General features: G+C 34.3%; 12 protein-coding genes and 1 pseudogene. All 13 read right to left on the bottom strand.

Translation table 11 applies throughout. From position 1 onward, the window contains the following. Positions 1–3: 3 nt before the first annotated feature. Entirely contained in the window at positions 4–732 is a 729-nt protein-coding gene (locus CFS60_RS08095) for a YveK family protein (RefSeq protein ID WP_088810288.1), read from the bottom strand. 15 nt (positions 733–747) lie between these two features. After that, the gene (locus CFS60_RS08090) at positions 748–2,034 is read right to left on the bottom strand and encodes a nucleotide sugar dehydrogenase (RefSeq protein ID WP_088815623.1); all 1,287 of its coding nucleotides are present in this window, start codon (positions 2,032–2,034) and stop codon (positions 748–750) included. A gap of 26 nt (positions 2,035–2,060) precedes the next feature. After that, positions 2,061–2,558, bottom strand: coding sequence for a DUF4352 domain-containing protein (locus CFS60_RS08085; protein WP_088815624.1), 498 nt, complete (start codon positions 2,556–2,558; stop codon positions 2,061–2,063). A gap of 205 nt (positions 2,559–2,763) precedes the next feature. Then, complete coding sequence (locus CFS60_RS08080) at positions 2,764–3,486, bottom strand: Crp/Fnr family transcriptional regulator (RefSeq protein ID WP_179946385.1); 723 nt, start codon at positions 3,484–3,486, stop codon at positions 2,764–2,766. A 610-nt stretch (positions 3,487–4,096) separates the two neighbouring features. Then, on the bottom strand, positions 4,097–6,877 hold the full coding sequence (locus CFS60_RS08075) for an immunoglobulin-like domain-containing protein (protein ID WP_159458301.1): 2,781 nt from the start codon (positions 6,875–6,877) through the stop codon (positions 4,097–4,099). Positions 6,878–6,954: 77 nt separating this feature from the next. After that, a complete protein-coding gene (locus tag CFS60_RS08070; protein ID WP_244169934.1) occupies positions 6,955–7,731 on the bottom strand; it encodes a Crp/Fnr family transcriptional regulator in 777 nt (258 codons plus the stop codon). A 146-nt stretch (positions 7,732–7,877) separates the two neighbouring features. Beyond that, the gene (locus CFS60_RS08065) at positions 7,878–8,885 is read right to left on the bottom strand and encodes a hypothetical protein (RefSeq protein WP_088815627.1); all 1,008 of its coding nucleotides are present in this window, start codon (positions 8,883–8,885) and stop codon (positions 7,878–7,880) included. Continuing rightward, positions 8,878–9,360, bottom strand: coding sequence for a hypothetical protein (locus CFS60_RS08060; RefSeq protein WP_088810281.1), 483 nt, complete (start codon positions 9,358–9,360; stop codon positions 8,878–8,880). The genes CFS60_RS08065 and CFS60_RS08060 overlap by 8 nt, the downstream gene beginning before the upstream one ends. A 189-nt stretch (positions 9,361–9,549) precedes the next feature. Further along, positions 9,550–9,738: a hypothetical protein gene (locus CFS60_RS08055; protein ID WP_088810279.1), complete on the bottom strand. Its 189-nt coding sequence runs from the start codon at positions 9,736–9,738 to the stop codon at positions 9,550–9,552. A 154-nt stretch (positions 9,739–9,892) separates the two neighbouring features. After that, positions 9,893–10,102 carry a hypothetical protein gene (locus tag CFS60_RS08050; RefSeq protein WP_088810278.1) on the bottom strand — a complete coding sequence of 70 codons (210 nt, stop codon included), beginning with the start codon at positions 10,100–10,102 and terminating at the stop codon, positions 9,893–9,895. Between the two features lie 336 nt (positions 10,103–10,438). After that, complete coding sequence (locus tag CFS60_RS08040) at positions 10,439–10,861, bottom strand: hypothetical protein (protein ID WP_159458300.1); 423 nt, start codon at positions 10,859–10,861, stop codon at positions 10,439–10,441. A 79-nt stretch (positions 10,862–10,940) separates the two neighbouring features. After that, the gene (locus CFS60_RS08035; protein ID WP_088839065.1) at positions 10,941–11,516 is read right to left on the bottom strand and encodes a hypothetical protein; all 576 of its coding nucleotides are present in this window, start codon (positions 11,514–11,516) and stop codon (positions 10,941–10,943) included. Next, positions 11,506–12,041: pseudogene (locus CFS60_RS14140) on the bottom strand (hypothetical protein); the annotation flags it as partial. The gene CFS60_RS08035 and the pseudogene CFS60_RS14140, both read right to left, overlap by 11 nt. Positions 12,042–13,705: the final 1,664 nt, after the last annotated feature.

Raw genomic sequence — 13,705 nt, 5'->3', positions numbered from 1 at the left:
ACATTATCCTTTCCTCTTGCGTCTATTTCTAGTATTGCTTCGTTCTCGTAAATCTTCTTCTTTCATTTCAGTGATAACAGTTAAAACTGAAAGCTCCAAAATTTGCTCTACATCTTCAGTTGTTTTAATAGAACGATCAAAGAGATTGCGGACAAACATAATAATGACACCAATAATCATTCCAACAGCTGCTGAAATAGCAATTAATAAACTCTTATGCGGTTTTATAGGAGCAGCGTCTGAATCGTAAACGGCAGGTGACAAAATATAAGTATTGTCAATATTCATTATTTCAGGGATTTCCTTATTGACAATTTGAACTGTCGCATTTGCAATTTTGACGTTATCTTTTGCATTTTCTCCTTCGACATTAATTTGAATAACTTGTGACTCCGCCGTGCTGTTAACTGTAATCATTTGTTCCAATTTTTTTTCCGAATATTTTCCGTCCATTTTTTGAGAAACCTCTGATAAAATACGTGGACTCGTTATAATCGAGGCATACGTATTTACAAGTTGCAAGTTTGCCTGAACGTCTTTCGACTCTACAAGTGAGTTCTCCGGAACTGATTGATTAATTAATATTTCTGTTTCGCTCTTATAGACTGGGATTGCTAAAAAGTAAAGGTAGCCTGTCATCAAAAGTGTGCATACGCAAGTACTAATAAAAATTTGCCACTTATTTTTTTTCAAAAGGTCCCATAGCTGCTTTAGGCTTAATGTATCTTCCATTGTTTCCTCCTGTCTTTATTCAACAATTGAAACTAACTTTTTATTATCCCTTTTCATCTTATATAAGCTTCCCATGTTATAAACCCTTGCATCAGCCATCTCTGAAATGATGTTTTTCGTATCAAAAATATTTTTCTGATTCATTCCGTCAAGCTGTTCAGCTACTATCATTCTAAACTCACTATGATCGGCTAAAACAAGCATTAAATCAGCTCCTGAAATAGCTTCCTCAAAGTTTGGTTCAATCCACGGCTTATGCACATGTGGATCAAAAATAGTCATTTCAAAATCGGTTTCATCTTTTAATAATTGAACAATTTCAATAGCTGGACTTTCACGAATATCGTCCACATCACCTTTATAAGTGACTCCACATACGACTATTTTTCGACCGTCAATTAAGTTCATAAACTCTTTCACTTTTTCTAAAATAAAGTGCGGCATCTGATTATTAATTTCGCGCGCCTTTTGAATAAGTGGTGTGTTTTCAGGTGTTGCCGCTACAATAAAGTATGGATCCACCGCTAAGCAATGCCCTCCGACGCCTGGACCTGGTGAATGTAGATTAACACGCGGGTGCTTATTCGCCATTTGAATAACTTCAAGCGCATCTATTTGAAGTGCATCACCAATTTTTGCAAGTTCATTAGCAAGAGCAATATTTACATCACGATACGTGTTTTCCATGAGTTTCGAGAGCTCCGCAGCACCTGCTGTAGCCTCGATAAGTTCCCCTTGAACAAACAAACCATACACGTGTTTTCCTGCTTCTATGCAAGCAGGTGTAAGCCCACCAATAATACGATTGTTATATACCAATTCATGAATAATTTTCCCTGGTAAAACGCGTTCTGGGCAGTGAACTAAAAACACATCTGCACCAACAATGAATCCAGCCTCCTCTAGCATCGGCTTTACTACATCTTCTGTCGTACGCGGGGCAATTGTAGATTCTAAAATAACCACATTTCCTTTTTCAAGAAAAGGAAGAATATTATTTACCGCGTCTTTCACATGTGTTAAATCACAAGAAAGATATTCATCAGGAATATTCGGTGTTGGAACTGAAATGATGAAAACATCTGCTGCCTCTGGTTCCAGCTTAGCCTTAAAACGCTTGGATAATAATGCCTTATCTAGCTCTTCTTGAAGCCCTGGTTCTTCAAGGTGAAGACGCCCTTCATTTAACATATCTACAGCTTCTTTTTTAACATCTACTCCAACCACTTCTTGTCCGTGATTAGCAAACATTATCGCGGTGGGCAAACCAATATAGCCAAGACCAATTACTGCGATTTTCAAACGATCATCTCCTCATAGATTTAATCTCATTTGTTGTCTGGAATGGAAATTTCCCAAGTTGCAAGTACTTTAGGCTTTTCTTTGCCAAAAGTAACTGGTTTATAGGATAAATCGCCTGATTTCACACTTTTTGGCAATTCAAAATTTATTGCACCACTAACAGATTTATTCGCTTCGATATCTGTTCCGATATTATTTGCATCAGGAATAACTGTGTAAGTTTTATCGCCGTCTTTTATAATAAATTCGCTACCACCAACACCCCACGGCGTAGCATTTTCATTTTTAAAGTTCATATTGATTTGAACAATATTTTTATCGCCCTTACCGTTCTCTGTTGTTTCAATACTTTCAATTTTCATTTCTACATTATCTACTGTTTTCACTGGATAAGTTGCAGAAGCTTTCTTTTCCACTGACTCTTGTTTGTTATTTTCCTTACCTTCATCTTTTGCAGGTGCACTACAAGCTACCAAAGATAACGCACATGTGCCTGATAAAACTGCTAGTAAAACTTTTTTCATAGTTTAAATTAACTCCTTCAATTCTAAATTATTTCCTAAAACGAGTGATGAAAACTTCATCATCCAAATACTCTAGTGACTTGTAGAATCCATCAAAAATTTTGATAGATTGTTTGCAAGCGGCAACTATTTGATTAGTAGCCCACTTGCACAAAACATTTAAAACTCATAACTAAAATAAAAAAACTGCTTACGCAACTGCATTCTACTGTTCTTTTTCCAACCACTTTTGTAAAACCTTTGGGTTGTAAATCGCTTTTTCGGAGTTCGCATATCTCTCTAAATAAACAATGTAAATTTTGTCTACAAAGTCTACTATCCCTTCCTCTTTTAAAAGGCTTTCCATTTTCTTTAAAGAACTGGGACTTAGACCTGCGTATTCCGAAATGAATTTTTTGCTAAAATACTTTGGAAGAATATAAGCATCATCTTGCTTAACACCAAATTTTGAAGCTAATTCAAAAAAAGTAGCTGAAAGTCTTGAAAAGCTATTTTCGTTCATTAATAGATATCGATTCGTTAAAACATTATTCTGCTTTTGCATTTCTAATGCTAGGAAGAGCCAACCTTCTTGATGACTTAACAATTCCAGTAGTACTTCAGACTTTTGAAAGACAATTACCTCACAATCTATAATTGGTCGATAATTATCGACGTAATCCCCTTGCAAAATAATAGTATCCAACCCAATAAACTCATTTGTCTGCTGTAAACTAATGGGGAAATCCTGATGTTGTGAAACTATAATCCCTGATGTTAAAAAATAAATTTCATTGCTCTTTATTGGATTAATCACATGGTTCTTCTTCATTTTCCGATATTCATGTTTCACTTGTGGAGATTGAATGAGCAATTTCATCAAATTTTGTTGATTAAAATTTGATTCTACAGCATCATTGGAGTACAGTTCTTTAATCTCAGTAAGCATTTTTCTCACCCTCCTAACCAGAACGCTTTTCAGAATTTTCGTTTTTTTCAGTAACTTGAACGTTATCATCTATTAGTGAAAGTGCTTTAATCGACATGTTCTTACTTTAACAAAGCTACCTAAATGAAAATCGTACAACTCAAATCCTTTCTGAATTAACATACTCAAAACTAAGCTAATACTTTTCCTAAAATCGAGTACTTCTTTTAGCAATTCTTAATTCACTAATTATCATATCAGTTTAAAATCAGAAAAAAAGCTATTTTTATCGATTAACCTTTGTTTTTTGTGTATTTTCTGTTACAAGTTTTCTTATCTACTAATTACTAAAAAGCAATATTTATATTGAAAATCATCTGCTAAAAACCGCTTCTAATTGTTTTTTCAACCTTGATCTTTCGGCGTATTTTCTTGCTTTGCACGGAAAATTGTGCCTTTTTATTTTTTTCGTAAAATTCTCTACGAATAATCCGGTTTTTGATTATTCGAAATTTCTTGAGTTCACAAATTCGTTACAAATGTCCATAATTACATCGGATGTGTATATAAAGCAAATTACAGATAAAAAGAAGCATAAATCCTGTACAATTTATGCTTCTCTTACTAATTTTTATTCTACTTCCACATCATTTTGTACGATTATTTCCCCCATCAAACCGTAACCTATAATAGTAACTTGGTCATCTGTACTTAGAATCTTATCTTTCGCATAATATCTCCAGTTAGAATCATCCATGACACCAATTTTACTATATGTTTTGTCGCCAACTTTTAGTGCAACATATTTTACATCTCCAGTAAATTTTCCCTTCACATAGCTATCAATTTTTAGTGTAAAAGCATCTGGAGTAATCGTTGTTTCTTTTCTTGGTTCTTGTAAAACATTGATTCTTTCCTCATCAACGAGCGCCCCCGCCGCATTATATGCTCTTATAACAACAGTATCATTTGGGCTTGTAATTTTGTCTTTTGCATAGTATTGCCAGTTTATGCTATCAATTACTCCCACTTTTGCATATTCCATATTGTTCACAACAAGCGAAATATATTTAACTCCTCCTGTGAAAGTTCCCCTAATATAGGAATCTGTTATCATAATGTAATCACTAGAATCTTCTGTGATTGTCCCTTGAATGCTACCGGGACCGTTTATTAAAACAGCTGTCCTGTAAATTAATTTCCCTTCTGGATTATAGCCGAGTACCTCCACATTATCAGTGAGACTTGTAATTTTATCTTTTGCATAATATTGGAAAGTATCTTCTCCGACTACACCTACCGCTGGATAAACCGTTCCATTAACAACAAGCGCCACTTTTGCGATTGAACCTTCGTAAGTACCCGCTACATAATTGCTCACTCCAACAATAAATGCATCAGCTGAAACAGAGCCCCTTAATAAATCGCCATCTTTAAGCTCTACTTTTGCACGAGATAACTCTTTGCCTGACTCATCTATTGCCACAAGGTATACTTCTTGTGACAAACTTGTAATTTCATGTTCGACCAAGTATTCAAAACTTCCTTCAGCTGAAATGGCTTTGTAGTCTGTACCATCAACTTGAAGATACACTTTCGCTACATCACCACTAACTGTGGATTTAATAGCCTCATCATAACCAATATAGAAAGGATCTGTAATGGTTATCGTCCCTTCTGTTTCTTTCGTTACTGTTGTAGATGCAGAAGATGTAAGCCAGTCAACCATAGCGGTTACCGTAACAACAACGCCTACTTTTTGCGCTGGAATAGTTAAACTATATTGTCCATCCGCATTAACTGTTCCTGTAGCAATTACTTCCGCGCCTACTTTTGCTTCAATAGTTGCATTTGGCTCTGCTGTTCCGGAAACAACTGTAGATTTATTTGTCACATCATCAATGGTTGTTTCTGCTAACACTCTACCTTGCTGAACATTTGTTGAAGCACTAGATGTTTTACCTTTTGCCACAGCCTCTACTGTAACTTCAGTTCCAATAACTTGTCTAGGAATTACAAGATTATATTTTCCTTCTGAGTCAGAGTTTCCTGTTCCAATTACTTCACCGTTTACTCTAATTTCAATAGTTGCATTTGGCTCTGCTGTGCCTGATATATTTGTAGAATCCGTTGTCAGTCTGTCAATAGTCGTTGCTGCGATATTTGTTAAAGCATAACTACCACCACTAATTTTAGCGGTTGTCTTACTGACAAATTGCGCCTTGAAGTCCGAGCTGTTCGAAGTCAAATTCTTCTGGTTAAGATTACTTCGATCCCATCCAGACAAATCAAAAGTTGCTGTTTTAAAATCATAGTAATTATGAGTCGGTTTTGCACTATTAATTAATCCCACATCCCAAGTTGATAATCCGTTATCGGAATTAATGTTGATATTTGTCGAACTTCTAGAATAGTTGGCAAAAACAGACCCTACAGCATTTGTATTTGTGATTAGAAAGTTAGAACCATTCTCAAATACTAATTTACCACTTGTTTGTACGGTCCCTTGCCTACCCGGAGAGGTTACAACAAAGTCTGCACCTGTCTGTACAGTTAAGTTTCCATTTGTAAGTGAAATTCCTTCTTCAGTTAATTCCCCTGATGTAGCCTGAAATTTACCACCTGTTACAACCGTCATTTCGGCATTTGACCATGCTGTATAAATCGCTTGTTCATCTGTGGATTTTAATACCATGCTTCCAGCAACGATGATTTTTGTATCGCTGTCATGTCCGTAAAGCGAAATATCTTTTGAAGTCACTTTAAAATCAGAATTTGCCTCTTGATTTACGCTATCGTATACTCGTAATGCTGGAGAACTCGTTTGGGAAGTGAAATTAACAGTCGCTCCTGATTTAACAAGAAGTTTATCCCCTTGATATACTTCTTCCCTCGTAGAATTTGCCGTAATTTTCCCCTCCAAAATGGTTGTTCCATGCGCATTATAAATAAATTGCGCCCCTGAAGAGTTGACGTCTTTATACGTCACAGTTACTTCAGAACTTTCGGACCAAAATAGCGGATAGATGTTTTGATTTGTAATCGTTATCCCTTCAACACGATTCAGTAATTTAGTTTTGGAAATTCCAATTCGGTAGTTGTTCATGTCGATCGTATGCCCGTCACCATACAAATTCTTTTGTGAAGAAAAGTTAAAGCTTGAAGTTACTTTAATATCTGCTGTAAGCTTGATATTTGTAACATTTGCATCTAGTAGCGCTGCTCTTAATTCCCCAAATGTCGCTACCTCAGTTGCATCAGCCGGTATTGCTGTCAATGCCACTCTATTCGCTACTGCTTCATCAGCAAACGCTGAAACAGGCGAAAAAGCAATTAACGAGCTCCCAATTAACACCGTCGCTAAAACAATTTTCCCACTTCTTTTTAAAAATCCCTTTACTACCATTAACATTTTTCCTCCCTATTTTTTATTTCTGATTGACTCAACTCGAATCAATCAATTTGCTTACATCAGCCATTTATATCCCCCTAAGAAAACACATTTTTTGAGCAGTATTTTTCTAAGTTGACAATATAAAATTTGTCTGCAATTTCAATAAATCCCTCTGATTTCAAACTAACTTCTACATTTTTGACTGAACTAGGGCTGAGGCCAGCATATTCTGCAATAAATTTTTTATTAAATTGTTTTGGTAGTATGTAGGTTTCATCTTGCTTTGTTCCAAATCTTGAAGCCAAATCAAAAAAGGTTGCTTTTAACCTTGAAAAACTATCTTCCTGCATTAGTAAATACCGATTCGTTAGAAACTTAATTTGTTTCTGCATTTCTACTGCTAAAAATAACCAACCTTCCTGATGGCTAAACAATTCCATCAAAACTTCTCCAACTTGAAAAACGATAACTTCACAATCTACAATTGCCCTGTATTCACTTATACCGTCCTCTTGTAAAATGATTCTCTCTAACCCAACAAATTCACTAGCTTTTCTAATATTAATGGGAAAATCTGTTTTTGTTAAAACCATTATGCCTGACGATAAAAAATACACTTCGTTGTTTGCAATCGGATTGACTATATTTCTTTTTCTGAGCTTCCGATACTCGCAACTAACTCGCGGTGAATGAATAAGCAATTCAATCAAGTTTTCATGACTAAACTCCAACTCTACAGTTTCATTAGAATAAAACTCCTTTATCTCTGAAGACATATGCCCCGTTCCTTCCTTTGGTGTATTTTTTTGACTTTTTCCCTTCTTTCCATCTTCTTTTTTTATATAGAAAAAGTCAATATATGCTGCAAACAAGCCTATTTTCACTTAATATCATATCAGGTTGCGACTGAAAAAGTGGTCAATTTTGTAACTTTTTATTCTTTTTTTGTGTACTTTCTGTTACGAAAACCCGAAAGAAACAAAAAAACCCCACTTTCAAGGTGAGGTTAGACTCCTTTTTATACATTTTCAAACATAACCGCAAGTTCACCATCAAACAAAAGAATAACGGCTTTCCCGCCTTCTTCTAAATTAAAATCCAAAAACGATTTATATGAAAACAATTTTTTCAAAAAAGAATTCGTTTGATTTTTCCTTACTTTAACATCCGGATTATTCCCATAAAAAAGATAAACCCGCTCTAAAAAGCTTTCTTTATGCAGCTGATTAATTGTTGCTTCACGCCTTTCAGCCGCTATAGGTTCCGAAAGTAACATTCTATTATCCAAATGATAATCAATTCCCAACTCATCCAATGTGTCATCGTACGAACTAGCAATCGCAATCATTTGAAGATTATCGCCTGCAAACAATTGGGAAAGCGCATCATCATTTCCTGCATTGGGGCTATTTAAAAGCCGCGCAGAAATACGAAATTTTTCAACCGGCAAATTAAACTCTTTTAAAAATGCCGGCGGGACTAAAATGCCGCCTAAATTAGTTTCCTTATAGTCCATAAACGGAACGATTTTATCATCTAAACGTTGTTCGATTAGCTGAATAAAGTTTTCGCAGTCCTGTTCATTTTGGGCGGACACATAAAGTGTTGGCTCATTTTCAAGTAACGTTAGCCCAACTGAATGGCCGTTTAAATATCGGCCAATGTCCCATCCTCCTTTTTTCCCAAATTGCTCTAAACGAAATTCACATGGGTTACCTAAAAATAGTGTCATATATTTACAAAAGCCGTAAACGCAATACTCTTCAAGGATTTTAACCACATGAAAAGGGCTTGGCGAGTGTAAATAAACTTCTGCCATATGCACTTTAAAAGGAATATTTTCCTCTCGCAAAAATTGTTTCACACTTCTTTTCTCTGGAAAAATTATGGTTGCCGCGTCACTGGCAACGATTTTTTGCATATCACTAAAAACGTCCTGACCATATTCCCAGTCTTCAAACGAAATATCTCCTACGAAACCTTGATTTTGAATTGGTTGGTATTCCAAAAACTCCTCTTTATTCATCTTCTTCCTCCACTAAAAAGCCGTTTTTCATCAATTTTCCGATAACATAATTCTTCGATTGCCCAAATGAAATGGCTGCCTTTAGGCAAGTTCCATCATTTTTTAAAAGTAGTAAGTGCTTGTCGTAGTTTGAAAAAATTTGCGTCTTCCAATTTGTTCGGAAAATAATTTTGTTGATTTCAGATTGCTTCAACTGAAAACTTTTCCGTTCGCTAAGTAAAGCTTTCATTCCTTTTTTCACTAAAACAGCATCCACATGAGCCTCTCGTTTTTCCTGTCGCCTTCTAGCTATTTTGTACGGAATATAGAATAAAATGGCGCCAAAAAGCCCTGCCTGTTCAAGTAAATTTTCATGATGAAACTGCCCGCCTAGTTTTACAAAAACAAGTGTATTTTCGTAAAAATAAACCCGGTAATACTCATCAGCTGTAAAAACATGTGCAAATGACAAATGAATGTGCGGATATTTTTTCATAACTTCTCCTTTTTAATTGTTAATCTGAAGTTTTAGATACATGGGATAACAAGTGCATCTAAAACTTTGAGTAAAAGTACGCATAATGGACTACAACTTTTAAATTAGAATCTACTTTTTCTTGTCTGAAAAAGATAGCTACGTTCATTAGATATAGTTACTCGTATTAGCTTCTAAGCTGGGCATTATTTATCCAACCGATCCCATAACTTCAATTTCCCTGCAATAAAATCTAATGGATTGAGATTCATAGTCCTCAACATAATAGTTAATATTTTCTAGTATATCTAACCCCATACTTCCCGGTTGCTTTACTGGGATACTTTCTTTTAATAGAAAATCTCCTTTTTTGTCAATTACTACTAAACCAAGTTTCACAGCTTGCGTCCCCCATCAACTTGAGTATAGGCTTTTTTTATATTCTATTCATGATTCCAAAAAGAAAAACTGTATAAATAAAAAAACTAGGATTTATTATTTACACTCAAATAATTTTTAAGAATCTGTTCCTACTGAATGATTTCGTCCAAATTTAAAAATAATCAATCAAATTATCTATTTGCTTTCCATACTTAGTTGCCTCATCATTTTCGTCTAAACCATACTTGATAAAATACTCTAAAAGGATTTCTTTTATTTGTTCTTTTTCCTTTTCATTTAACCTCTCAATCTCTCCCCACTTCAATCTCACATGATACTCAGATAGAATTAAATCTAACAATTCTCGGTCTTCTATTTTCATATTATTTTTTCGCCTTCCTTAACCTTGTATTTCCCTTTCCCTTTCCATATGTTGTTATTATCTTTCCTCGTTTGCTAACCACTACTGTACTTTTCTTGCCACTTAACTTATATGCCATCCCTTTCCCCCCTCGCCTTACAGAAGTTTTTTTAGGATATTTAATAGTATGCAAAATAGCAGAGGGTTTTACCCCTCTATTGTTTCTAGAAATAGCTTGGTTTATCCCTTGGTTAGTATATCCAGTGATCTGTAAAGGGAGATTAGTGATGAAGCTGGCAAAAAGTCCCAGTCTCATCACTACAATCTCTGTACAACAACATTCAAGAAACTTTAAATTTACCACTCTACAAGGAATGCTCCATCTCCATAAATTTCCCAAATGAAGCATTTTCCTCCCACAAGCATTTCAATAAGTTGTTCATTCTCGTCATAAACGCCTGCTTCATTAATGAAAATATACCTCAATCCACCTTGATCAGCATCTATTTCAAATAACTCTATAACATCTTCATCTACTTCAGGAATACAAATAATTCCTCCTTTTTTGCTAAAGTTTATTCCAAGTTCTACTAAATCTTCCTCTGCCTCATCTAGTTCATTTAAAATAAATCCGTTAATTATACTATCTTTATATTGTTTATAAACAAGCGAACTTCGATCTACCATGCTTGAAAAAGTTAAATAACATGCTTTTTTAATTCTTACTAAGTGATATTTATCTTTCAACTGATTTAAAGATACTTCTTGTTCTTCAAACAATCCATTTTGAACTTGTTGCTCTCTTTTAAAATACCAATTCAGCCAGTGCGTATTAATATCACCTAAGGCAACAGTTACATCAGGATTTTTTAGCCAAAGATTGAAAAAATGGAGAAGTACTTGGCAGCTTTTCATTAGCTATATCAGGATGCTCCCATGCTTCTGTTTCAAAAAGAAGCCCTAATATAGGTTTTGAGATAGTTTTAAACAGCTCCTCTTTATCCAACCAAAACTCTTCTGAATGTTCTTCATAAATGCTTCTTAAAAGATAATTTTCATCAAGTTTATTAAATGACATATACTGAGCGCTTAGATCAATATTTTTTCTTTCATTTATGCATATTTTAAGATTTTTTCCTTCGATTTCTTTTTTTATTAGCTCTCCTAGCCCAAGAATCTGCCCATTTGAATAAACTTTCAAATAGTCATCATAACAAAACTGTAATCCTTGAAAGTCAATATTAGAGCCATACGCATAAACATTATTTTCGACACTTTGTCTTATAGAAAGTATTTCAATAAAAAGTATCCACTCAATTGTATCTGAATATAAAGATAGCTTGCAAGCTATCATAGGAATGTTCTCATTATCTAGCATCGGGAAATCATAATTTATTGCGCTCTCATCTAATATTTTCAAAAAGTTATTTTCCAAATTGAATCACCCTACCTCCGCTTTTTTTCAGAACTCTTACCTGTGCACCTTGTCTCGATGAACACCGGGTACAGTGTGGATACAAACGTTGTGACCTCCCTCTTGCCAAAGCTGTAGGGAGTTGATGGTCTGCAATCCAATTCCCTGACTTTGTTCCTGGACGTCTGACACCACAACTGTGGCATCCGTTTCGATTGCCAATTTTATTGAGCTTTGCTCTTGGGACTTTGTTTAACCTAGAGCTTCTGCTTGTAGCTTTTATTGATCCTTTTGCATATAGGTAGTTTATTTTAACTTTAAATTACCTATATATCTAGTGGCTTTTACTGCTCTCTTAGCCAGCTTAAACTTACCACTAAGCGCACCTTTTCTACCTGCAATTAATGCTTTTTTCCAACTTTTCGTCTTTTTATAAGCTTTATAGCCGTCATAAGCTGCAAAACCGGCATTTATTGCGAGCCAAACCCAATGTTCATCAGGGTCAACGTGCATAACGGGGTTATTTTGACCATAATCGTACCCATTCATCGCCTGAGTCTGAGGTGTGGTGATAAACAAATCTTATTCTGACTCATAGTAACGCGCTAAGCAATATTATTTGTTTCCTTGTAGTACGTACAGATGCGGGTTAGCATGTGCCTAGGTTGTTCTAGCTATACCTTTCAGGACAACTTCCTAGGCACCAAAAGCACTCTACAATTCAATATGCTCAAGTAGATTATTGTATTCTTCGCCATCAACTTTTATTTCATCGGCTTCAATTAGCAAAAGCCCCTCCATAAATTCTAAAGTAAAATTAAAGTTAGCATCAAAACCATTATAAAAAGTATCTCTGGATTTAATTATTAATTTTTATTCCTTTGAGTTATCATATACTACTGATAATAATTCCCTTTTCTCTCCGTATTCATAATCTTCTGTAGAATATCGGCTTGTTTCATATCCATTTACAAAATAAAAACCACAAACTTTATTAAAAATTAGCTCTATTTTCTTATTAAAATCTGGATACACTAAGTGGAATTTGATTTGATTTTTTTGAATATCGATACTATGATATTCAATTAAAGTTACATCCCTGTTATTACTATACCTCCCATATCTATCAACACTTCCTTTATCTTGATGGAAAATTCTATAGTTTTGCCTTTTCAATAACTTGTTTCAAATTCCCGATGCATGAGTGGATTTAGCAGGTGCACCAGGAATTTGATTTTTGAAATAAAAAATGTTTAATTATAATGGTTTTTATGCGAATCAACCCTTATTATCATTCAGAGAAGTCGTTTTCAATGAATTAGTTGTCAAAAGATACAAAAATTAAAGACAAAAAATACACACTCATTATTAAATTCCAAGTGGTTACCATTATAAAAATTTTTTTATTTTTTATTCGATAAACTAAAAGTAAAAATAGAATTGTTATCAACAAACTAAATAGCGGTAACCAAATTCGATTTTCTTTAACAAATAATACTGCAAATGACAAAGTCAAACCACATACGAGAGTACCCAAATTGATGACAAACAATACTTTTACCATCCAACGTGATACATCAGTATTTAACTTTATCAAATAAGCTGAAGCTAAAACCACCATCATACACAATAAAGCCAATTCAATATTTATACTCCCAAATTTAAATTCAAAAATTCCTTCTAGCAAAAATTTCACATTGAATACATACACAGCATAGAAAACAATGCCCAGGCACCATAATATCGAAATCACTAATAACAGTTTACTTTTCGGCTTCTTAAAAAAAAGAAGGTTTAATAATATCGTTAGAATCACGAATATCACGGATTGATAGAGTATTTTATCGTCTCGCACATCCCAAGTAACAAAAAATATAAAAGACATGACAGATAAATAGAGAAATGACAGGAAACTAAGAGCGGAAAAAGTCCTATAACTCCATTTGGAAATACCTAGTTTTCCCTCTCCGATAACTATATATATATAGCCACTATATAAGGTGACCACTGTACACAACAAACTTATCATTATTTTCGTCAAAAAGGTAATTCTAATCACTTCCTTCTTTTTTAACAGCTTTGCCTTTGTAAAATTTTTTCTTTTTGTAAAAACGGTTCAATTTATCATTATTAATACAGCTTCTTAATCTTGAATAGTTTCTTTTGATTTTTTTAGTAACATTTTTATTGATTAAAGTTCTTTTCAATGC

The organism is Listeria sp. ILCC792 (genome assembly GCF_900186135.1).
Lineage (GTDB): Bacteria > Bacillota > Bacilli > Lactobacillales > Listeriaceae > Listeria > Listeria goaensis.
This window is presented reverse-complemented; position numbering and strand designations above follow the sequence as displayed.